The sequence below is a fragment of the Pseudoalteromonas sp. NH0006-26 genome (genome assembly GCF_057552415.1).
The window spans coordinates 96,078-117,683 of record NZ_BAAJMJ010000003.1 but is presented as its reverse complement, the minus strand read 5'-3'; the positions used below and the strand labels follow the sequence as shown (position 1 = coordinate 117,683).

General features: G+C 39.7%; 19 protein-coding genes. 4 read left to right on the top strand and 15 right to left on the bottom strand.

The genetic code is table 11. The features are described 5' to 3' along the window. The first annotated feature begins 75 nt into the window (after positions 1-75). On the top strand, positions 76-1,092 hold the full coding sequence (locus AC27JR_RS05510; protein WP_487173014.1) for a CDP-glycerol glycerophosphotransferase family protein: 1,017 nt from the start codon (positions 76-78) through the stop codon (positions 1,090-1,092). Between the two features lie 112 nt (positions 1,093-1,204). Here AC27JR_RS05510 and AC27JR_RS05505 read toward each other — a convergent pair whose 3' ends face one another. The 7 genes from AC27JR_RS05505 to AC27JR_RS05475 form a co-directional block, all read right to left on the bottom strand. Continuing rightward, the gene (locus AC27JR_RS05505; RefSeq protein WP_487173013.1) at positions 1,205-1,606 is read right to left on the bottom strand and encodes an FAD synthase family protein; all 402 of its coding nucleotides are present in this window, start codon (positions 1,604-1,606) and stop codon (positions 1,205-1,207) included. After that, positions 1,606-2,670, bottom strand: a complete 1,065-nt coding sequence (locus AC27JR_RS05500) for a CDP-glycerol glycerophosphotransferase family protein (RefSeq protein WP_487173185.1) — start codon at positions 2,668-2,670, stop codon at positions 1,606-1,608. The genes AC27JR_RS05505 and AC27JR_RS05500 overlap by 1 nt, the downstream gene beginning before the upstream one ends. A gap of 86 nt (positions 2,671-2,756) precedes the next feature. After that, positions 2,757-3,176, bottom strand: a complete 420-nt coding sequence (locus AC27JR_RS05495; protein ID WP_487173012.1) for a group I truncated hemoglobin — start codon at positions 3,174-3,176, stop codon at positions 2,757-2,759. After that, entirely contained in the window at positions 3,176-3,982 is an 807-nt protein-coding gene (locus AC27JR_RS05490; protein WP_487173184.1) for a DUF3034 family protein, read from the bottom strand. The genes AC27JR_RS05495 and AC27JR_RS05490 overlap by 1 nt, the downstream gene beginning before the upstream one ends. A gap of 13 nt (positions 3,983-3,995) precedes the next feature. Then, positions 3,996-6,302 (bottom strand): bifunctional diguanylate cyclase/phosphodiesterase, encoded by a 2,307-nt coding sequence (locus tag AC27JR_RS05485; RefSeq protein WP_487173011.1) that lies wholly within the window; start codon positions 6,300-6,302, stop codon positions 3,996-3,998. Continuing rightward, positions 6,295-6,957 carry a methylamine utilization protein gene (locus AC27JR_RS05480; protein ID WP_487173010.1) on the bottom strand — a complete coding sequence of 221 codons (663 nt, stop codon included), beginning with the start codon at positions 6,955-6,957 and terminating at the stop codon, positions 6,295-6,297. The genes AC27JR_RS05485 and AC27JR_RS05480 overlap by 8 nt, the downstream gene beginning before the upstream one ends. Before the next feature lie 136 nt (positions 6,958-7,093). After that, a complete protein-coding gene (locus AC27JR_RS05475; protein WP_487173009.1) occupies positions 7,094-8,197 on the bottom strand; it encodes a phosphoribosylaminoimidazolesuccinocarboxamide synthase in 1,104 nt (367 codons plus the stop codon). Between the two features lie 265 nt (positions 8,198-8,462). Between AC27JR_RS05475 and AC27JR_RS05470 the strand changes: the two genes are divergently transcribed. Genes AC27JR_RS05470 through AC27JR_RS05460 form a run of 3 tightly spaced genes read left to right on the top strand, consistent with a single transcriptional unit; the run spans position 8,463 to position 10,908 of the window. Continuing rightward, a complete protein-coding gene (locus AC27JR_RS05470; protein ID WP_487173008.1) occupies positions 8,463-9,149 on the top strand; it encodes an ABC transporter ATP-binding protein in 687 nt (228 codons plus the stop codon). Further along, positions 9,146-10,393 (top strand): ABC transporter permease, encoded by a 1,248-nt coding sequence (locus tag AC27JR_RS05465; protein WP_487173007.1) that lies wholly within the window; start codon positions 9,146-9,148, stop codon positions 10,391-10,393. The genes AC27JR_RS05470 and AC27JR_RS05465 overlap by 4 nt, the downstream gene beginning before the upstream one ends. Before the next feature lie 14 nt (positions 10,394-10,407). Further along, positions 10,408-10,908, top strand: coding sequence for a DUF3299 domain-containing protein (locus tag AC27JR_RS05460; RefSeq protein WP_487173006.1), 501 nt, complete (start codon positions 10,408-10,410; stop codon positions 10,906-10,908). A gap of 58 nt (positions 10,909-10,966) precedes the next feature. On the opposite strand, the gene tldD is transcribed toward AC27JR_RS05460, so the two are convergent. Genes tldD through AC27JR_RS05420 form a run of 8 tightly spaced genes read right to left on the bottom strand, consistent with a single transcriptional unit; the run spans position 10,967 to position 21,487 of the window. Then, on the bottom strand, positions 10,967-12,406 hold the full coding sequence (gene tldD, locus AC27JR_RS05455; RefSeq protein WP_487173005.1) for a metalloprotease TldD: 1,440 nt from the start codon (positions 12,404-12,406) through the stop codon (positions 10,967-10,969). Further along, positions 12,403-13,242 carry a carbon-nitrogen hydrolase family protein gene (locus AC27JR_RS05450; protein WP_008113739.1) on the bottom strand — a complete coding sequence of 280 codons (840 nt, stop codon included), beginning with the start codon at positions 13,240-13,242 and terminating at the stop codon, positions 12,403-12,405. Before AC27JR_RS05450 ends, tldD begins: the two co-directional genes overlap by 4 nt. After that, positions 13,239-17,087, bottom strand: a complete 3,849-nt coding sequence (locus tag AC27JR_RS05445) for a YhdP family protein (RefSeq protein ID WP_487173004.1) — start codon at positions 17,085-17,087, stop codon at positions 13,239-13,241. The genes AC27JR_RS05450 and AC27JR_RS05445 overlap by 4 nt, the downstream gene beginning before the upstream one ends. Then, positions 17,087-18,559, bottom strand: coding sequence for a ribonuclease G (gene rng / locus AC27JR_RS05440; protein ID WP_487173003.1), 1,473 nt, complete (start codon positions 18,557-18,559; stop codon positions 17,087-17,089). Before rng ends, AC27JR_RS05445 begins: the two co-directional genes overlap by 1 nt. A 1-nt stretch (position 18,560) precedes the next feature. After that, positions 18,561-19,130, bottom strand: coding sequence for a Maf family protein (locus AC27JR_RS05435; RefSeq protein WP_487173002.1), 570 nt, complete (start codon positions 19,128-19,130; stop codon positions 18,561-18,563). Next, the gene (mreD, locus tag AC27JR_RS05430; protein WP_008113730.1) at positions 19,130-19,609 is read right to left on the bottom strand and encodes a rod shape-determining protein MreD; all 480 of its coding nucleotides are present in this window, start codon (positions 19,607-19,609) and stop codon (positions 19,130-19,132) included. Before mreD ends, AC27JR_RS05435 begins: the two co-directional genes overlap by 1 nt. Next, positions 19,602-20,444, bottom strand: a complete 843-nt coding sequence (mreC, locus tag AC27JR_RS05425) for a rod shape-determining protein MreC (RefSeq protein WP_175611398.1) — start codon at positions 20,442-20,444, stop codon at positions 19,602-19,604. Before mreC ends, mreD begins: the two co-directional genes overlap by 8 nt. Then, complete coding sequence (locus AC27JR_RS05420) at positions 20,444-21,487, bottom strand: rod shape-determining protein (RefSeq protein WP_008113726.1); 1,044 nt, start codon at positions 21,485-21,487, stop codon at positions 20,444-20,446. Before AC27JR_RS05420 ends, mreC begins: the two co-directional genes overlap by 1 nt. Between the last annotated feature and the right edge of the window lie 119 nt (positions 21,488-21,606).

Here is a 21,606-nt window from a genome sequence, read left to right as displayed (position 1 = left end):
TGTTTAGGTTTTATTATTCTCATAATTGTAATAGGTTCATTTAGCCAAAATTCATTAAATAATAAGTGATTATTCATGCCCAAACATTATTTGTTCTATGTTGAACAGCCCTATAGTTTTGCTATTTTACGGCCATTACAGGAGGTAATAAGAGCAAGAGGAGATATAGTTTACTGGTATATCAGACAAGAGGACATTGCAAAGCAGAACCTTTTGAAAGATGAATTGCAGTTATTAAGTGTTGAAGAGGTAAAAGCATTTAATCCAAGAGCCGTCTTTGTACCTGGTAATATTGTTCCTGACTTTTTTCCTGGCATAAAAGTACAAGTTTTTCATGGCTTAGAATACAAAAAGAAGGGCCACTTTAGTATCCGTGGTTTTTTTGATCTTTATTGTACACATGGCCCATTAACGACGATTCCATTTAATAAATTAGCCAAACAGCACAAACACTTTAAGGTTGTGGAAACAGGCTGGCCAAAGCTCGATCCTTATTTTAATTACCAGCAACCTCAAAATAAAACGCCAGTTATTTTATATGCCCCTACCTTTTCGCCTAAATTAACCTCTTTGCATGCACTTTATTCTCAAATAAAAGCGCTCATTGAAAGCAATAAATACATTATAAAATTAAAGTTTCATCCAAAAACAGACAAAGTATTGCAACAAATGTATCAACAGCTTACTAAATATGAAAATTTCGAGATAGCAAATAAAGACAATTTAATTCCATTAATACAAGAAGCTGATATCGTGATATCAGATACATCAAGCGCAGTAGATGAATCATTAATTTTAGGTAAAACAGTAATTACATATAATAACCAGCAGCCACAAGCTGCATTATTAAATATTACAGCTCCTGAGCATCTATCTGAAACGCTTGAAAAAGCATTATGTAAAAACCCCAATCATCAACAAAAAATAAAAGACTACATTGAACAGGTGCACCCTTTTAAAGATGGTAACAGTGCTCTGCGTATCTTAGCGGCAACGGAAGATGTAATTAAAGAAGGTGTAAAGACAAAACCACTTAATTTATTACGTAAGTATAAAATACGTAAATCATTAAATTATATGAAGTTTAAGTAAAAAAGTGTGAGAAGCTAAAAATAGCGCCAAAAATACTTGAATTAATCTTTGAGCCGTTGAGGTGATTCTTATTAAAATAATGCCATATGAAATATGGCATTATTTTTAAATATTACTGTTTGATGGGGTTACGAACAACTTCGATAATTTCAGTGGTTGATATGGAAGGTGTACGTGCTAAATATTGAACATCACATAATGTTTTATATTCATCAAATTTACCTAACCAATCATCCCCCATCACCAATAGGTCAGCCTGATACTGTTTTATATATTCTCCTTTGAGCTCTAGAGAATGTTCTATAAACACCTCATCGACACAACGTAAAGAACTAATGATTTTTATCCGCTCAGCTTCACTGTAAATAGGTGCTCGACCCTTTTTCTGTAAGTTGAGCTCATCAGATGAAATTCCTACAATTAAATAGTCGCCCAGCTCTTTTGCTCGCTCTAAAATATTGATATGGCCTACATGGAAAATGTCAAAGGTACCAAATGTTATAACTCGCTTCATTAATAACTCTCTAAATAATTTACTATTCGCTTAGCACATAAACCATCAACCTTGCCTGCAAGTTGCTCAATAAGCTCCTTACGATGGTTTTTAAATTCGTTCGTCTCGGTTGAACATGATTTTATTGCGGAGGCTAATTGATTGTATTGTTTTGCTTGGTGGCAAATCTGATGAAAATAGTTAATATCATCATCTAGACGCGCCTTGAAACGATAAGAAAATAAACCTCTATAGCTCCATCTTAGTTTATAAAAGTCACACCAAACTACTGGCTTGTCTAATGCTGCAAACTCAAAAATTGCCGATGATGCATCTGACAGCATTATATCCGCTATAGCTAAAAAAGGTGTTAAGTTAAACTCACTCTCATTGGCTACATAAACATTATCATATTTTTGCCAATGCATTATTTTTCGCTTTTGTTTTCTATAGCGTGATTTAGCAAGGCTAAAAAAGTGTGGTTTTATAATTATATTATAATCTGTGAAATGATTAGGAAAATCATTACTCATACATTCAATAGAGCTAGGATAAAATGTTGGTGCATACAACAATGTAGGTTTATTTTTATCTAATCCTAAGGTACTGATGTCAATTTTTTTGATCGTTTTATTTATTATGGGATCTAACTTTGCGTAGCCTGTATCAACAAAGTTACCATCTGGATATAACGTTTCTAAACGTTTCAATCGATGTTCACCTTCGACAAAACGAACGGTAGTTGTTGTATTTGATACATCATAGTAGCAACTTTTTGGGCCTATACCATGTTGCATCAATATACTTTTTTTGTTTAACATTTCAACATCTAAAAATGCATTGCCAAACACAACCCAATCGCAAGCCAAACTATTGTAAAATGTTAGCGCTTGCTCTTTATTATCTAACCACATTGAGTTTAAAGCATTCTCAGCAACAAAATTTTTACAAATAGTAATAAACTGGGCATCTTGTGACTTATAAAATACCAATGAACATTGATGACCTTTTATTGATAGCTCTTCTATTACAGGTAAATACTGAGGTAAATAGTAGACATGTTGAACATCAAAACATATAAGCATCAAAAATACACAATTAAATAATAATGCTGCTTATTGTACATAAGTGGATACAACTATTGAACTCAAACAAAAAAGAACCTTAAATTTTACATTTTAATTACATTAATTCTCAAAGGCGCTAACTCATTAAGTACTTTATTCTGAACTGTATGTGGAATATTTTGCTCATTCATTGCATTTATTAATAAATCGACAACGTGGTTAAAGTCTTTTTCGTTTATGTTCATGCCTGTATGAATAGCAACCATAGAGTCACCTTTATATTCACAAGGCCCATCTGTCAGAGAACATAAATGGCTAATAAATCCTTGTCGAAAATGACTAATATTACTTTGCTCAAAGTAATGAAACACTTGTTTATCATTGCCTATTTGGGCAATAAAACTGTCAGTTAACTTTTCAAGCCCAGCTCGCTCGCCAAGCTGGTGATACAAAGAAGTGTTAGGTTGTGTTGTACACCCTGAAAGTAAGCTTAAACAACAAAAAATAAATACACTCAGTTTCATTACCAATACCCCGTAACCGATAAATACCAGCCGGTTTGTTTGTCAACACCAGCAATCCGCCCTAAGTCTAAATAGGCCGCCGTTACACTGACGTGTTTATTAGGCATCCACGCTATAAATAAATCGCGCCAATCTTGTTCGCCTAAACCTAGGTTATTGGCTTTTTGTCGATACTCAATGCCAATAGCAAGTTCACGACTTACAAACACCGCACTACTTGCTTCTAGTAAAATATGGCTACCTTCATTAGTCCCTCCATATCCTAAAAGCCCTAACTGATTGGCTTTACTGTAGCGGGTGGTCACATTCCAAAACCAGTTGTACCCAGCAAGTGCGCCCAAATGTAATTTACTGGCTGCTAGGTATACATCTGTACCACTGGTTTTTTTTGCACCAACCAACTTTGCAACTGTGCCATCATCTAATGACTTATGCTGCACACCCATGCTTAGCTGTGGCCATTTACTGTAAACTACATCACCATATAAACGGATTTTTGCCCCAGAAATTGACTGCTCTATTTCTGTATTGAGCGCAGGCACATCAAACTGCTGCACTGCATAACTCAGTTCAACACGATTAAATAGGTTAAGCTGCATACCACAGGCATCCAGGCGGTAATCTGTTACATCAGCACGACTACAAAAGCCATTAACAGCCCATTCGTCCTCACTGGCATAACCTGCTAGCTGCGCCCAAGGAACCAAACCTCCTCCTGCACTGCCTTCAATTTGAGATACACCCGGTGTTGCTAATAACTTCCCCGTTGCAGCTACAGTTAACGTACTGCAAAGTAAGAGTGTCATGCTCAGTAAAAATTTAATGTACACCCTGATATTCCTCTAACCATTGTTCTAGTTGTTGTGCTTTTAAAGGACGGCTTAAGTAGTAACCTTGTGCATGATCGCATTGCATTTCGTGAAGCAATGATAAAGACGCTGCCGTTTCTACCCCCTCGGCCACCACTGAAAACCCAAGCTGGTGTCCAAGTGTGATTGACGAGCGCACTATGTATTGATCTTTTTGTGACTCATGCAAAGTTAAAATAAAGCATTTATCTAGCTTAAGCTCATCAATAGGTAACATTTTTAATCGTCCCAATGATGTTTGCCCAACACCGTAATCATCTAATGATATTTTAACGCCAATAGTTTTTAAGTTCTCTAACGCTTTAATACCTTGAGCTTCATTTTCAATCATATCGCGCTCCGTCAACTCAATAGTGACAGAGCTTGGGTTTACATGATATTTCTTTAAGGTCGCGACCAACAAATTATGAAATCCCGAATGCGCAATATCTTGGGCTGACACATTAATGGCTGCTTGCAAATGAATCCCTCTTTTATACCAATCGGCTATTTGCGCAATAACCGTATCGACAACCCAAGCGGTCAGTTCAACAATTAATCCTGACTGCTCGGCTAAATCAATGAACACTTCAGGCGAAACCCAGCTCCCATCATCACGTTGCCAACGAATAAGTGACTCAACCTTATCAATTTTCTGGCTTTTAATATTCAACTTGGGCTGATAGGTCATAAACAGTTGCCCGTTATCATCATCAATCGCTTGTTTTAGCTCATCGAGCATGATTAAACGGTCTAAATGCGCCTCATCTTCACCATCTTGGTAGTAATGTAAGCTTTGTTGGCTTGTTGTAGCCGCATCGACAGCAATGAGTACACGGCGCATTAAATCGTCCGCTTTCACGCCTTGCCCGGGGTACTGCACAATCCCTGCATTAAAGCGCAAACTTATTTTTAAGCTTTTAATCCGATAAGGTGCCTGTAATTGCTCAATTAAGTCGGCTACAGCACATTTTACTTGGTCAACCTCCACACTGGGGTAAACCGTTAAAAACTCATCGCCGCCAATTCGTGCATGAAATCCACCAAGCTCATCCGAGAATTGACGAATACGATTTGCCACTGCAATTAAACACTCATCACCTACTTGTGGGCCAAGTTTGTCGTTTATGTGCCTTAAGCCTTTTATATCAATAGCAACAAGCGTGTAGCGTTTATCTTTAGTGAGCTGCTTTGCTAATAAATCTAACATAGCTGAACGGTTATAAAACCCTGTTAAAGTATCGTGATGTGCTTGAAAACTGATTTGCTGCTCAATATCATTACCCATGTTATTAAACGCGCTGACTAGCGTTGCTATTTCGCTGCTTTGCTTTTTACCTTCAAATTTAAAACGGTAGTCGCCTTTGGCAAATTGCCTTGCAATAACTGCCAACTGTGTAAGCCCGGTGGTTAAGTTATTGGCCAGCAAACTACTGGTGATCACACCAAATAACATGGTTAATACGGCCAATGTAACTAGTGTTAGCAATAGCTGCTCAATATCTCGATAACTTGAAGTTAAATCAGCACTAAGTAGTAAGGTAACCGGATGCGATTGCAAAGACGGTAAAGCTATTTGTTGATTTTCATAGGCCAAATATTCAGCAAAAAAACGAGCTGTAGTTTTAGTCTCAAAGTATTCTATAGGTTGAAATTTTTTAGGTTTAGGTACTAACGAGCTTGCTGCAAAATCATCTAACTGCGCAACAAAACTAACTTCCATACCCGTTAAACTTTTCAGCTCAGTAGCAACAGCCGACGTGATTTTAAAGCCGACCAAACTGTAAGCGATAGTTCTGGGGGTTTTAACGGGCAATAATATCACTTGATAGAGCTGATTATTTAACACGACAAAGCTCGATTGCTCAGAATTATTTAATAACTCATCCATTAAGGGCTGTAGGTTATCTGCAAAATTTTGTGCATTAACATTAGCAGAGACTAACCGCCCCGATAAATCGAGCAACAGCATTAAATCGGCATTGATCCGTTGGCTATGGTTGTATAGCACACTACTAATGGTGGCTGCATCGCGAGTAGCAACTGCTTGCTTAAAACCAAAATCAGCGGTTAACACCTTAGCGGCGGTTAATAGCAAGCTCTCTTTTGATTTTAAGTATTGCTTATAAACGCTTTGCGCAACCGTTATATTTTGCTGGACTTTTTCTGCCTGAAACTTACTCGTAGACCACCAAAAACTCACTAAACTGAGTAAAGTTGTAAGTAACACCAAGCCAACGCATAGCGTTGTTATACGGCTACGTAAATTATTACCCATTACCTTCCCTAAATTTACTACCAAAGGTATTTCGTGGTGCAGGCGTAGACGTATTTATAGTGATTGATAACGGGTTGGTTGATTCTATATCAAACATTTTTTTATTATCCAAAGGAGCTGTTTGCAGTGAATGCCAAATACTGGCTTGCACAGGAAAAGAGTCAACTTGCAGCTCTATCTGGCCTTGCTCGTTGCTGGTATACACATGATTACTGTTAGCAACATAAATATAGCCCACCATAGAGTCGTGGATATTGCAGCCCAATACAACCACACCTTGCTCATCAAACTTAATAGGTTCTTCTGGCTGGCCAGAATAGAGCTTTAATTGAAAAGGCTTTGCTTTTGAAAAAGAATACACATGGTGGCGAATATTATCACTATTAGGAAAGTTAACATACTGACCTTGGCGCACAATAAGCAGCTGTGGTGAAAACTGTTTATCAACTTGATCCATCACCGCTGTGGGTAAATTACTTTGTACTTTTGAAGAAGGTAAATGCTTTATTTCTACGACAGCATTAGGCAATACTTGTCCATGCTGATCTTTAATAACCAAATTAATAGAATTACCAAACGCTGATACACTAAACAATGCACCCAGTACTAATAAAAAACGACATTTTGCAATAAGTTGCGATGCTCGCTCTAACATAACCATACCCAAAAATTCACCATAGGTTAAGTTAATTAGAGACGAGCACTAATTGCAAGAAATATAGCTCAGTTAGTTAAAATAAATACTTTTTTACTAATTTAAATAAGCTTTATCATTAAGATTAACTTGCTCGTTAATGATTAATTAAACCGTAATCAGCATCTAAAATAGCAATCACTTCTTGGCGCGGATCTTTGGGTATAACGATCTCTTTACCGATAATTTTGCTAGCGATACCCACATAAGTGTCAGACACTTCAAGCATCACTGACTCAGGTAAAATATAATCTTTTGCTAACTGCTCACGCTCAGCCATACGATCTTTATTTAATAACACATCACTCTCTGGCACATTATTAATTAACAGCTGGCGAAAACCTTCTTTTGAGTTTTCAACAATTTTACCATTCTTATAAGATGCTTCATCCCAAATACGCGATGAATCAGGTGTCCCTACTTCATCAATATAAATAAGTTGCTGCACACCATTTAAATCTTCTACGTAACCAAATTCAAATTTGGTATCAACGAAAATCTGGCCAAGCTTAGCTAACTCATTACTAATTAGCTCGAATCCTTCTACCAGTAATTTTTCGTATTTGGCGACATCATCAGCCGATTTAAAATTAAAGACATCTAAGTTGTTTGTAATATTCTCACGCGTGATGTTTACATCATCAACGGCAGGAATATCAGCAACCCCTTCTATAATACCTTTAGTAGAAGGAGTTATAAGTACGTGCTCAAGCTTTTGATTCGCTTTTAAGCCTTCTGGAAGTTGCAAACCACAAAAGTGTCTTTCGCCTTTGGCGTAGTCGCGCCACATACTGCCGGTAATATATTGACGAGCAATCGCTTCAACTTTAACTGTACTGGCTTTACGAACAATCCATACGTATGGATGAGGAATATCAACAATATGATTACCCGCCAAACCTGCTTCATTAAACATGTTAAACCAATGAGCAGCCACTGAGTTTAATGCAATGCCTTTACCCGGCACGCCATTTAGGCCATTTTCACCTTGCCATATGCAATCAAAAGCAGAAATTCTGTCTGAAATAACCATAATGGCTAATTCAGTATCGGCAGGAACGTTATAGCCTTTTTCATTTATTAAGCGTTTACTATCTGCATCGGTTAACCAATAAACTGAACGCACTTTACCACTGTGTACTTTACCTTTAGTACGAATGGGTAAGTCATCGTTTACGTCTAAAACTTTATAGCTAGTCATGCTATCTCCGGGGTTTGGCATGCTCAAAGAGCAAAGTATGGAATTGGGGTTAGGCGCTCTATAATAATCTAGGCAACCACAAAGCTCAATCACTGCTCAAGCTATTGTTACTTTCATAGCGTATAGAGATAAAAAATCAGGTAGTTATTTAATTAAGCTTAACTAAAGAAGACGAACAGAGCGACATATACTTATGCATAATTATGAATTAACATGAAACGATAAATTCATCCAAACGTCCCTATAGGTTTCTAAGTAACGCGTTATGATCAACCTTGAGAATGTTTCTTTTAAATGGCAAAAAAAAGCAGCCACACCCACTCTCGCTATTAAGCAGCTCACGATTAATACCGGGGAACATGTTTTTTTACATGGGCCAAGCGGCAGTGGTAAATCTACTTTACTGGCGTTACTGGCAGGCATTAATGTAACCACTAGCGGCCAACTTTGTGTTTTAAACCAAAACCTAAGTGCACTCACCAACGCACAGCGCGATGCATTTAGAGCTGATCATATTGGCTATATTTTCCAAAACTTTAATTTACTGCCTTATTTAACCCCATTAGAAAATGTATGTTTAGGGTGCCAATTTTCGAAAAAGCGTCAGCAACACGTGCTCAACCAAACTGAGAGTTTAACCAAAGAAGCTGCCCGACTTCTCAACGCACTTGGGTTAGAGCCGCACCTTCATAATCAAAATGTTGCCACTTTAAGTATTGGCCAACAACAGCGAGTTGCTGCAGCACGCGCATTTATAGGCAGTCCTGAACTTATCATTGCCGATGAGCCTACTTCAGCACTTGATACCCAAAATCGTGAAAGCTTTATTAAGCTGCTATTTGAACAAGCAAAAAAAAGTAACAGCACGCTTGTTTTTGTCAGTCACGATGAAACATTAAAGCCTCTCTTTAACCGCACAATCGACTTAGTAAATTTACAAGGTGATGTATGATTTTATTTAAACTTGCCTATAAAAGTTTGCTAAATAGACGTGCCAGCGTATTACTGACATTGCTCACTATTGCGATTAGCGTCATGTTATTACTCAGTATTGAGCGCGTTCGCGTAGATGCTAAAAGTAGTTTTAGTAATACCATTTCGGGTACCGATTTAATTGTTGGCGCACGCACGGGCGATATTCAATTACTACTGTCCTCGGTGTTTAGAATTGGCCACACCAATAATGGGGTGAGTTGGCAAAGCTATCAATACATAACAAAACAGCGCGGGGTTAAGTGGAGCATTCCTATTAGCCTTGGCGATAGCCACAAAGGCCAAGCAGTCTTAGGCACCACACTCGATTATTTTAAGCACTATCGATTTGCTAAAAAACAGCCCTTAGCATTTGAACAAGGGAAGGCTTTTTCTAGCATCAATGAAGTTGTTATAGGTAGTGAGGTTGCAAGTAAACTGGCCTATAAAATTGGTGATGCAATTGTAATTTCTCATGGTATGGGAAACACTAGCTTTCATCATCATGATGATAACCCTTTCAAAGTGGTTGGTATTTTAAAGCCTACTGGCACCCCTGTAGATAAAACCTTGCATGTACCGCTGGCGGCAATTGAATTGATCCATGGTGGCGGCCATGATGATCATGACGATCATCATGATCACTCAAACCACGCACTAGTTGGCCATCCAAAACAAATTACCGCCTTTTTAATGGGCTTCGACTCACCACTTTATACGCTACAAATTAGGCGCAACATAAATCAATTTAAACCAGAACCTCTATTAGCGATTATGCCCACAGTCACACTAAAAGAGCTTTGGGAAATGCTGGCAATAATAGAAAAGATCCTACTGCTATTTTCATTTGTGGTGGTTATTATTAGCTTGCTCGGTATGTTAACCACACTGCTGGCTAACCTTAATCAACGCCGCAGAGAACTGGCAATACTGCGTTCTGTGGGTGCCCGCCCTTGGCAATTATTTTCGCTCATCAGTATAGAATCACTACTCACCACCTTTTTAGGCTGCTTGGTAGGCTGTATTTTATTTTATGCGCTTATGGGTACGACGGCAGGTTACTTACAGAGCCAAGCTGGAGTGAGTATTAATATCAATATGCTCTCTGACTATGAACTCACTTTAATTGGCGTTATTATGGCCGCGGGATTCATTATTGGCTTGATCCCCGCTACACGCGCTTACTTTTATTCTCTTAGTGATGGTATGAGTATAAAAATATAAACTTTAGGATGATCATGACGTTGTTTAAAGTAACTACACACTTTTTAATGCTCTTAAGCGCAGTGCTAATTAGCTTTGCTAGCATTGCAAATCCACCGAAGGAAATTTTTTGGGAAGACTTGATCCCACAAGGGCATGTGCAAATAGATACCCAAGCACAAGCTAATCACGAAGGCAGTGAGCAAAACTGGGTGCAACCTGATTTGGACGCGCCGGTTGTCAAAGCACTTGATGGGCAGTCTGTTAGCTTACCTGGGTTTGTTGTGCCACTTGAAGGTGACAGCGAACTTATTACCGAGTTTTTATTAGTCCCTTACTTTGGTGCCTGTATTCATGTGCCACCTCCACCGCCAAATCAGCTGGTTCATGTAACTATTAAAGGCGGTGTGCCTATCGATAGCTTATATGATGCGATTGTTGTAACGGGCGTTATTAAAACGCAAACTTGGTCTGGCGAAATAGCCCAAGTGGGTTATCAAATGCAAGCTGTCGGTGTTGCTCCCTTTGAGCTTTAATTCTTAAAATAAAAAACCGCGTAGAAACGCGGTTTTTTTTAACGACTTTTTAATAAAATTAAGCGGTACCACCTACCGTTAACTGATCAATTTTCAAACTTGGCTGGCCAACACCTACTGGTACACTTTGACCATCTTTACCACAAACACCTACGCCTTTATCAAGCGCTAAATCATTACCTACCATAGAGATTTGCTGCATTACTTCGGGACCATTACCAATTAATGTTGCACCTTTAATTGGTTGGGTGATTTTACCGTTCTCGATCAAGTAAGCTTCTGAGGCACTAAAAACAAACTTACCTGAGGTAATATCTACTTGGCCGCCACCAAAGTTTGGCGCAAAGATACCTTTTTTAACCGTGCTGATAATATCAGCTTGGCTGTGCTCGCCGCCTAACATGTAAGTGTTGGTCATACGTGGCATTGGTAAATGCGCGTATGACTCACGACGTGCGTTACCTGTTGGGTTTACCCCCATCAAACGCGCGTTCATTTTATCTTGCATATAGCCTTTTAAAATACCGTTTTCGATAAGTACGTTATAGGCTGCAGGCGTACCTTCGTCATCCACATTAAGTGAACCACGACGATCGGCCATAGTGCCATCATCAACCACAGTACATAGCTCTGAAGCAACTTTTTGACCTACTTTACCGCTAAACGCAGACGCGCCTTTACGGTTAAAGTCACCCTCTAGGCCATGACCTACCGCTTCGTGTAACAACACGCCTGGCCAGCCATTACCTAATACTACTTCCATAGTACCCGCAGGGGCATCAATAGCTTCTAAGTTTACTTTAGCTTGACGAACGGCTTCTTCTGCAAAATCCATCCAACGTGGCTTACCATCAACCAACTCTTTAAAGTAACCATAGTCTAGGCGTGCGCCGCCACCAGCACCGCCACGTTCACGGCGACCATCTTTTTCAAGTAATACAGAGCAGTTTAAACGGATCAGTGGGCGAATATCTGTAGCAAAGGTGCCATCGCTAGCTGCAATTAATACTTCTTCATATACCGCAGACATTGAGCTAATAACTTGCTCAGCATCAGGGGCTAATTCGCGAATATAATTTTCAAGCTCACGTAACAAATTAACTTTATCGGTGTCGCTCATGCTAGAAATAGGCTGATGTGGCGCAAACTGCTGCTTTGCAGCCACATCGCTGAATACTTTAACAGCTTTATCTTCACCGGCATCGGCAATACTACGTGCAGCCGTGGCTGCTTTGTTTAGCGCTTCAAGATTGATTGCATCTGAATACGAAAAACCGGTTTTTTCACCACTAACAGCCCGTACGCCAACACCACGCTCAACATTATAAGACCCTTCTTTAACAAGGCCGTCTTCTAATACCCAAGACTCATGATGACTCGATTGAAAATAAAGGTCGGCATAATCAACTTTGTGCTGGTGAATATAAGCTAATGTTTTTTCGAGTTCTTCTCGATTTAGCTGGCTATCGTGTAATAAATGCTGTTCAACCGAATTCATAATAATGGCTCTCTAAATCGTTGGTGAGATTGCAGCGGCATATCTCGTCTAATTTTGTGTAACTGGTTTAAATCTACGGTGCAACTAATAAAACCAAGCCCTGTTGGTTTTTCGCTTAATATTTCACCCCAAGGCGATAACATTAGGCTGCGACCATAAGTTTGCCTACCGTTTTCATGTGTTCCATATTGCGCTGCAGCAATAACATAACACTGCGTTTCTATGGCACGTGCTGCAAGTAGCGGCTGCCAATGCGCTTTACCTGTAGGCACAGTAAACGCACTGGGTACTAATATAATTTCTGCGCCTTTGCGAACTAAAGCATTAAATAAACCAGCAAAGCGCAAATCATAACACACTGTTAAACCAATTTTACCAAAGGGAGAATCAACAACCACAACCTCATCGCCCGCTTGAGTAAAATCGGATTCTCGATAGCTGCCGGTCTGGTCATCTACCTCAACATCAAATAAATGTATTTTGTTATAGCTTGCAACAATATCGCCTTGGTTATTAAACAAATGTGAGGCAGCGTAATACTTATGTTGGTTATAGGGCACTGGCATGGTGCCAGCATTTAACCAAATATTATGTTTACGGCACAATTCACTGATTTGCTGTTTATATTGTTCAATACGCTGAGACACTAACAACGTATCACCAGCGTGTTTACTAAACACTAAAAACGCTTCTGGTAAACATACTAACAAAGGTCGCGTGTTTGGCAGAGCAGCTAAGGCTTGCTTTAAGGTGGCAATGTTATCATCAGGGTTTAAGCCTGAGCACATTTGCAATGCAATAATCGCAGGTGTTGTACTTATAAGTGATTTACTCATTGCGCTGCGCTCACCTCAGCATCTTTAAGCTTTAACTCTGAAGATGCTTGCGGCTGATTTTGTGCTGCTTGCGGTAAAGTCACCTCTCGGCTCTTACGATCTAATTCTTGTACCTGAGGATCGTTCATTTTGCCCGTCACTTTAAAGTTGATCTCTGAGATCACTCGCGCAGAATGAATTACTTTATCAATTGCTAAAGCTGCAAGCCCCGTTACTGGGTTAACCATCCAAGCCACAATTACTGGAATACTCGACGTTACTTGCGGTGCTACTGCTAAGTCGTAGTCAATTTCGAGAGTATTTAAATTTGCATACCCTTTAATCGAGAGATCGGCAGGCACCCCATCCATTTTAGTATCTTGGGTATAGGCAATGCCCTTATCTATCTGCATCGTACCTTTCATGCTGTTATAGAAAAAACCTTTAGAAAATACATCTCTAAAATCAAGTTTTAGCTTACGCACTAATGAATCAAGGCTCAGTAATGAAAATACCCGTGCGCCTCCATCACTGACTTCAGTTAAATGGCCTTCGCCTAAATCCCAACTAATTTCACCGTCTAAACTAGCAATGTCTAAGTTATAAGGTGCCGCTTGCCAATTTAGTTGATAATTTAGATTCGCGTTTGAGTCTTTAATAGTAGTGGTGATATCAAATTCATTAAATAAGGCGCCAATATCATCACTTTTAAGTTCGCCGCTCATTGCCGTTAAACCATTTTGCCATTGCCCTTTAGTGCGCAATATATGATCGCCTTTATCCACCACTAGCTCAGAAATAAGTAGCTTTTTACCATCGCCTAACAATGAAGCACTTACCTTATCAAGCTGATAATGGCTGATCTTACAATCGGCACATTCAAATTCAATAGCCGGCAAGTTTGCAAGCCAAGCAAGTTGTTCCGGGGTCGACTTTTCATTTGGTTGCTCTGTTTCGGCCTCTAAAAAGTTAAGCCTTAAATAGTCGCTGTTAATTCGAATCGGCTGACTTGATTGCCCGCTAGGTACAAACACTTCGGCTCTTAATTCTTTGGCATTAAGCTTTAATTGCAAATTATTATTTAGGGGCGATAAACGCATATCAAAATCATTAAACTGCATGCCACTAACATTAAACATGTCAATATTCGCAACCACTTCATGTAAAGGTGGCATAACGCCTGGCGGTGTATTCTCAGGCTGCACTTTAGCTACATTAATAATTTGATCAATTAAATCAATCCAAGGTAATAACTCGATTTGGGCTAAGTTAATACTCACCGCTAAATCTTGCGCGTTAAGCCCTAAGTCTTTGTTACCAATTATAAAGTGGGCGTTATTAAACTGCGATTTAGCATTATCTAAAATGGCGTTAAAATAAAATAACTGCTCCACGTTTGCGGTGATCAAATTAGATATATCATCACCTTGAACAACCGCACTCAGAGGCCAAGCTTGCTCACTGCTTTTTGCATATACTCCTGGCAAGGAGCTATTTAAGCCAATAAGTGGCGATTCAACTTCGGCACGATAATTAAATCCTTGCTCGGTAAAATTAAGCGCCAAAGCAATATCAACATCACTTTGCCCACTTAAATAACCATCTAAAATACCTTGTCCATGACTTATAAGTGTTTGCGCATCAAGCTGAGCATTTATATTTATATCAGCGCGATAATCCTCTGCGTTTGCGTCACTATTGTAGTTAATAGTTAGTGGCATACCAAGCCATGTAGCCGTTGCATTTGTAAGGTTTATTTGTTGATTATTAAAGCTAAGTTCACCCTTTAAGTGCTCAAGTGAAATACCAGGCGCAGAAATGTAAAGGGGGGAATCGAGAAAATTAACTGTACCACTGACACTGGCCCCACCTTCAAACTGTGAACCGATTAACAATTCAATATTTGCACTAGCAAGCCCCTGCCCTTGTACAATATTAAAAATATCAGCTAATGGATTTGCTAAAGGTGTAGCGACAAAAAAGTCGTGCATTTTTTCAAGCTCTGCTTGCTTATCAATACTAACCACCAATGGCGCATCGCCCATTAAGTCATTAATACTTACTTGCACACTACTGCCAACGTCTAGATTTACCAATTGACCTTGCTGACTGTAAATATCCATACGCTCATTTTCAAAATGCAGCTTTACACTGGCATTTGTAACTGCAGGCCAATCGGGATCGAATTGATAGGTGGCATTATCTATTTGCGCTATTACATCAAACTGCCCTGAACCATCTTTAAATGGAAAACCTGATAATGGACCAGAAAATAACACCTGAGTATTTGATACTTCACCTGCTTTTATTGCGCCATTTAAATAACTAACCAACTCAGAGCTCATTAACGTCAAAGGAAAATAGTGACCTGCAATACTGGCATCAGGTGCAAACGCTTCAGCATATAAATCCAAGCGTGGCGTATCACCTAAGCTTAGCTGCATCTGTGCGCTTAAAGTCACCTCATTGTTATCAAGCCATAGGTTATCGCTGCTAATATGCCAATCGCCTGAGCGTTTAGCTAAATCTAATTCAATGTTTAGCTGGTTATAGTCAATATTATTACTAAAACTAGCACCTGTAATTAAATGGCTGTTTTCACCAAAAATAGTGATCCGGCCATATTGCTGATTAACCAATCCATCAACCCTTAAGGATTGAGCGGCGGGTACGGCGTTTTTCTCTTGCCAGCTAATTTCATCGGCTTCAAACCATAGTTGCCATTGCCTTGCATCGGCAAACTCAAGGTACGCGGTATTGATTTGTCCGCTTGGTTGGCGTGCTAAAAAAGGGGCTAAATTGGGAAAATTAGTCAACTCAGCTAAATCACTCAATAGTGCTAAATCAAGTTGCTGTAGCCATACTTTATTTTGCTTACCTAATAAGGCTTCAAATTCAAGGCTTGGCCAAGTGGTTTCACCCGTACTAAATGCTAAGCCTGTGCTTTTTAATCGCCAACTATTTTGCTCTGGGTATAGATGAAATCCCCCTTCACTTAGGCTTACCTTTTGTGTTTGTTCATTGAGTTGCCAATTTACCGCGCTCGGTAACCACTGTACCTTTACGTCACTCACTAGGCCTTGCTCTAATCTAAGCCAAGCTTGTAAGTTTAAATCGCTATGTAGTTGCTGCTTTTGAGTATTAATGTACTGAGCTAACCAATTTGACACATCAACCTGATTAGCCTGCACATACAGATCGCCCACCATTTGCTCTAAGGTTTCACCTTTGAGCGCAATACGTGCGTCAAAATTTCCCACCGAAATACCCGGTAATGCGAGGCTACCACTGCCAAGGTGCTGTTTATCTTGGTTTTGCCATACAATGTTTTCTAATAACAGTTTACGCTCTTTGTTATCTTCTAATACAAAGCTGATACTGGAGTTTTCTATTGCAAAATGACCGGTTTCACCTAAAAATAGCCCTTCAATTAACTCTTTTTGCTCGAATGACACATCATCTTGGTTACCTACAAATAAATTCGCGACATTAACCTTGGTATGAAAACCATTGATCACAAAGTAATTCGACTTGAGCTGAAAAGACTTTAAGCTTTCCCAAAGGTTTAGCTCTAAACTAGTTTTCGCAATAGTTAAAGAAATAGGGGCGGTTTGGTTGTCTTTAAATGATAATTGTTCGAGCACTAAGGCAGGGCCATTACCTTGCCAACTTGCCGATATAGCACCTATCGATAAGCTGATATCAAACTTGCTATCAAGGTAGTTTTCTATGTCGCCTTTATAATCGTTTGCGTAGGGTAAGGTGTATTTTAAAATAGAAACAATAACGGCCAGTAGCACCAAAATTACAGCACTTATTTGCCATAATTTGCGCACACAAAAGAAACAGGCCGCTTTAAATTTCATTACATCATTACCACATCAAACTGCTCTTGGCTGTATAAGCTCTCTGTTTGGATATTAACTTGCTTACCAATAAATAACTCTAGCTCTGCAAGGTTGTGATATTCATCATTTAATAGCGCTTCACATACTGCAGGAGATGCATAAACTACAAACTTATCCGCATCGTAAGCGCGGTTAACACGTACTATCTCGCGAAGGATTTCATAGCATACGGTCTCAACCGTTTTTTGAGAGCCACGCCCTGAACACGCAGGACATACATCACACAGTATGTGCTCTAAACTTTCGCGAGTTCGCTTGCGGGTCATTTCAACCAGCCCTAATGCTGACAAACCATTAATATTGGCTTTAGCTCGATCTTTAGAAAGCGCAGATTCTAATGAGTGCATTACCCGGCGCTTGTGCTCATCGCTGACCATATCAATAAAGTCGATAATAATAATACCGCCTAAATTACGCAGCCTTAGTTGACGGGCAATAGCTGAGGTTGCTTCAACATTGGTATTAAAAATAGTTTCTTCAAGGTTACGGTGACCAACAAATGCACCGGTATTAACATCAACTGTGGTCATAGCTTCTGTTTGATCTATGATCAGGTAACCACCCGACTTTAAAGCCACCTTACGATGCAATGCCTTTTGAATTTCACTTTCTACATCAAATAAGTCGAAAATGGGGCGCTCACCCGGATAATACTCAAGCACTTGCGATAATAACGGCACAAACTCTTCAGTAAACAGCTTAAGTTCTTGGTAGGTAAGCTTAGAGTCAACACGAATGCGCTCCATATCTTCGCCCACGTAGTCACGTAACGTTCTAAAAGCCAACGTAAGATCTTCATGCAAAATACTCGCTTTGCTGGTTTTACGGCGCTTAGAAACTATTTTATCCCACAGCTTTTTTAAAAATGCAGCATCGTGACGTAGCTCTACTTCACTTGCGCCTTCTGCGGCAGTTCTAACAATAAAGCTACCGTTTTCATCGCCATATTCAGCAACAATTTTTTTCAGCCTAGCGCGTTCTTCTTCCGTTTCGATACGTTGACTCACACCAACATGCGTCGCATCTGGCATAAATACTAAATAGCGTGACGGTATAGTAATATCAGTAGTTAAGCGTGCACCTTTACTGCCCAGTGGGTCTTTAACCACTTGCACCATAATGTACTGACCCTGGCGAACAAGCTCACGAATATCTTGGACTTTTTTAATTGGCTCATCATCAACACCTTCCACAATAGAGGCACTATTGACGATATCTGAAGCGTGTAAAAAAGCGGCTTTATCTAAACCTATATCAACAAAAGCGGCTTGCATTCCCGGTAGAACACGGCTTATTTTACCTAAGTAAATATTGCCCACTATGCCTAAATTACCAATACGCTCTAGCTGAATTTCTTGTAATACACCGTTTTCGATTAGGGCAACGCGACTTTCACTTGGCGTGACATTGATCAGTAGTTCTGTACTCATGCTACCCTCTTAAGAATGTATGTAATAATTGTTCTGTCTCATATAAAGGTAAGCCTACAACGGCAAAATAGCTACCCGAAATATACGTTACAAAGCGCCCGCCCAACCCTTGGATACCATAACCACCGGCTTTATCTTGAGGCTCGCCCGTTTGCCAGTAAGCGTCTATTTCTTCATCACTGAGTATTTTAAAAGTAACATCAGTACTGACAACACAACTCATTACTTTTTTTGGTGTCGCAAAAGCGATAGCAGTTAACACTTGATGAGTATTCCCTGATAAACGCTTTAAGGTGTGAGTAAAATCTTGTTTATCTAGAGGTTTACCTAAAGATTGATTGTCAATCACGACTACAGTATCACTGCCTAAAACCGGACGATCGGTAAAACCTTGTTCTACCCCCATTTGTGCCTTTAAACGCGCTAAGCGTTCGACATAATCATATGGGAGTTCGTTAGCAAGCTGACTTTCATCGGCATCAACACTAAATTGTGAAAACTCGATACCCAACTGGGTTAAAAGCTCTTTACGACGGGGAGACGCGGAGGCTAAATATACTGCGCAAGTCATTATCTGATCCTAAAGTGTCTACGGTATTTTCTAAGTAATAAAAATACCCATATCCAACTCAACATGCCTGTTAATACAGGCCATAAGTAATGTGGGCTAAAATAAACGCCAAGTAAAAAATGATTTAACCAAAACTGCATCAAATGGTAAAGCGTTAAGAATAAGCCAATTAAAAGGCTTTGTTGCCACAATGAAAAATTGCGAATTTTTTGAAAGTTACTTGCCGTAACAAAAATACACACCGAGTAGGTCAATGAGTTTACACCTAAAGAAGAGCCAGTCGCTAAATCAATTAGTAACCCAACAACCCAAGCCGTACCAATGTTTAAACGATGTGGTAAAGCCAAAGACCAGTACATAAGCACCAACAGCACCCAATCAGGGCGAAATGGTTCAAGGGAAAAGGGTAGCGGCATCAATGCCATTACCAATGCAAAGAAAATACTCAATGCAATTAATAGCATTTGACGGTTAATCATCTCCCATCAACTCCTGCTGATTTAGCCATAACACCACTAATAATCGAATTCGGTCTAATTGAGCTATCGGCTCAGCAAATACTTGCGCAAAAGGTTGGCCTTCATCACGGGTAATTTCGGTGATCACCGCTACCGGATAGCCTTCAGGAAACGTGCCACCAAGGCCAGATGTAACCAATACATCGCCAATACGTACATCTAAACTGTGCGGCACATGTGACAGCTTCAATACGTTAATTTTACCTATACCTTCAACCACTGTTCGCACATCATTACGTAAAATACGCACAGGCGTAGCATGGGTGGTATCGGTAATTAATAACACCCGAGAGGTGGTTGAGCCCACTTTAGTCAACTGCCCCACTAAGCCCATATCATCAATCACCGCTTGGCTTTCACTTAAACCATCGGTGGTACCGCGATTTATCACCACTTGGTGGCTATAAGGATTTGAGTGAACAGAAAGCACTTGAGCAATAATTTTACGATTTGAATGTTTTGAAGACGAGCCCATTAATGCTCGTAGTTTTTGATTTTCTTTTGCTAAGAATTCATATTGTTGTATTTGTTCGCTCTGCAATACTTGCTTTTTTTTCAGTGCTTCATTCTCGGTAAGCAACTGCTCGCGGGTATGTAAGCTCTTAGCGCTAAAACTAAATACTTCGTAAGGCAGGTTGGCAACATAAATGAGCGGGCTAACTAAGGTATTCAAACTGGTGCGAATATTCTCACCACCTTGCGTGAACTTGTCTCCGAGGATCAATACGATACTCAAAAGCACTGCGACAAAAAGTCGCAGTTGCAGAGATACCGTTTTTTCAAACATTGATTTCATTAGTCGTAACTAAAAACGTCACCACCGTGCACATCAATCATCTCAAGCGCTTTACCGCCGCCACGAGCAACACAGGTAAGTGGATCATCAGCAACAACCACTGGAATACCTGTTTCTTCCATGAGTAGACGATCTAAATCTTTTAGTAATGCGCCACCGCCAGTTAATACCATGCCATGCGCTGAAATATCAGATGCCAGCTCAGGTGGTGATTGCTCAAGTGCAACCATAACAGCGCTTACAATCCCCATTAGCGGCTCTTGTAATGCTTCTAAAATTTCATGAGAGTTAAGTGTGAACGAACGTGGAACACCTTCTGCAAGGTTACGACCACGCACTTCGATTTCCACAGGATCATCTGTTTTGAATGCAGAGCCAATTTGGTGTTTAATATTCTCAGCCGTGGCTTCACCAATTAAGCTACCAAAGTTACGGCGTACATAATTAATAATGGCTTCATCAAACTTATCGCCACCAATACGTACTGATGATGAGTACACAACACCGTTAAGTGAAATAATAGCCACTTCAGTTGTACCGCCACCAATATCAACAACCATAGAACCCGTTGCTTCTGATACTGGTAAGCCAGCACCAATTGCAGCAGCCATAGGCTCTTCAATTAAGTATACTTCACGAGCGCCTGCACCCATTGCTGATTCGCGGATGGCACGCTTTTCAACTTGTGTAGCACCACAAGGTACACAAATAAGTACACGTGGGCTTGGTCGCATAAAGTTATTGTTGTGCACTTGTTTAATAAAGTGCTGTAACATTTTTTCGGTGACATAAAAATCAGCAATCACGCCATCTTTCATTGGGCGAATAGCTTTAATGTTACCTGGCGTACGCCCCAACATTTGTTTAGCCTCTGTACCTACAGAAGCAACGCTTTTAGGGCCACCAGCACGCTCTTGACGAATAGCAACAACAGAAGGTTCATTTAATACAATCCCTTCTTCTTTTACATAAATTAGTGTGTTAGCTGTACCTAAATCGATCGACAGATCGTTTGAAAAAATACCACGGAGTTTTTTAAACATGAGGCTGGATGACCTTTGAAATTCGTTCTTATTGTAGTTGCGCTTACTTTAACATTCTCAATGTAATGAGCAATGTAAAGCGCAACCGTCTTTGTAATCATTAAAAAGAGGAAGCGTAT

Excerpts from the sequence above, each read along its gene's own strand:
- AC27JR_RS05485 (WP_487173011.1), bottom strand. The coding sequence starts at position 6,302 with ATGGGTAATAATTTACGTAGCCGTATAACAACGCTATGCGTTGGCTTG.
- tldD (WP_487173005.1), bottom strand. The coding sequence starts at position 12,406 with ATGAATTCGGTTGAACAGCATTTATTACACGATAGCCAGCTAAATCGA.
- AC27JR_RS05445 (WP_487173004.1), bottom strand. The coding sequence starts at position 17,087 with ATGAAATTTAAAGCGGCCTGTTTCTTTTGTGTGCGCAAATTATGGCAA.
- rng (WP_487173003.1), bottom strand. The coding sequence starts at position 18,559 with ATGAGTACAGAACTACTGATCAATGTCACGCCAAGTGAAAGTCGCGTT.
- AC27JR_RS05510 (WP_487173014.1), top strand. The coding sequence starts at position 76 with ATGCCCAAACATTATTTGTTCTATGTTGAACAGCCCTATAGTTTTGCT.
- AC27JR_RS05500 (WP_487173185.1), bottom strand. The coding sequence starts at position 2,670 with ATGCTTATATGTTTTGATGTTCAACATGTCTACTATTTACCTCAGTAT.
- AC27JR_RS05465 (WP_487173007.1), top strand. The coding sequence starts at position 9,146 with ATGATTTTATTTAAACTTGCCTATAAAAGTTTGCTAAATAGACGTGCC.
- AC27JR_RS05495 (WP_487173012.1), bottom strand. The coding sequence starts at position 3,176 with ATGAAACTGAGTGTATTTATTTTTTGTTGTTTAAGCTTACTTTCAGGG.
- AC27JR_RS05470 (WP_487173008.1), top strand. The coding sequence starts at position 8,463 with ATGATCAACCTTGAGAATGTTTCTTTTAAATGGCAAAAAAAAGCAGCC.
- AC27JR_RS05480 (WP_487173010.1), bottom strand. The coding sequence starts at position 6,957 with ATGTTAGAGCGAGCATCGCAACTTATTGCAAAATGTCGTTTTTTATTA.
- mreD (WP_008113730.1), bottom strand. The coding sequence starts at position 19,609 with ATGATTAACCGTCAAATGCTATTAATTGCATTGAGTATTTTCTTTGCA.
- AC27JR_RS05460 (WP_487173006.1), top strand. The coding sequence starts at position 10,408 with ATGACGTTGTTTAAAGTAACTACACACTTTTTAATGCTCTTAAGCGCA.
- AC27JR_RS05450 (WP_008113739.1), bottom strand. The coding sequence starts at position 13,242 with ATGAGTAAATCACTTATAAGTACAACACCTGCGATTATTGCATTGCAA.
- AC27JR_RS05490 (WP_487173184.1), bottom strand. The coding sequence starts at position 3,982 with ATGACACTCTTACTTTGCAGTACGTTAACTGTAGCTGCAACGGGGAAG.
- AC27JR_RS05475 (WP_487173009.1), bottom strand. The coding sequence starts at position 8,197 with ATGACTAGCTATAAAGTTTTAGACGTAAACGATGACTTACCCATTCGT.
- mreC (WP_175611398.1), bottom strand. The coding sequence starts at position 20,444 with ATGAAATCAATGTTTGAAAAAACGGTATCTCTGCAACTGCGACTTTTT.
- AC27JR_RS05420 (WP_008113726.1), bottom strand. The coding sequence starts at position 21,487 with ATGTTTAAAAAACTCCGTGGTATTTTTTCAAACGATCTGTCGATCGAT.
- AC27JR_RS05505 (WP_487173013.1), bottom strand. The coding sequence starts at position 1,606 with ATGAAGCGAGTTATAACATTTGGTACCTTTGACATTTTCCATGTAGGC.
- AC27JR_RS05435 (WP_487173002.1), bottom strand. The coding sequence starts at position 19,130 with ATGACTTGCGCAGTATATTTAGCCTCCGCGTCTCCCCGTCGTAAAGAG.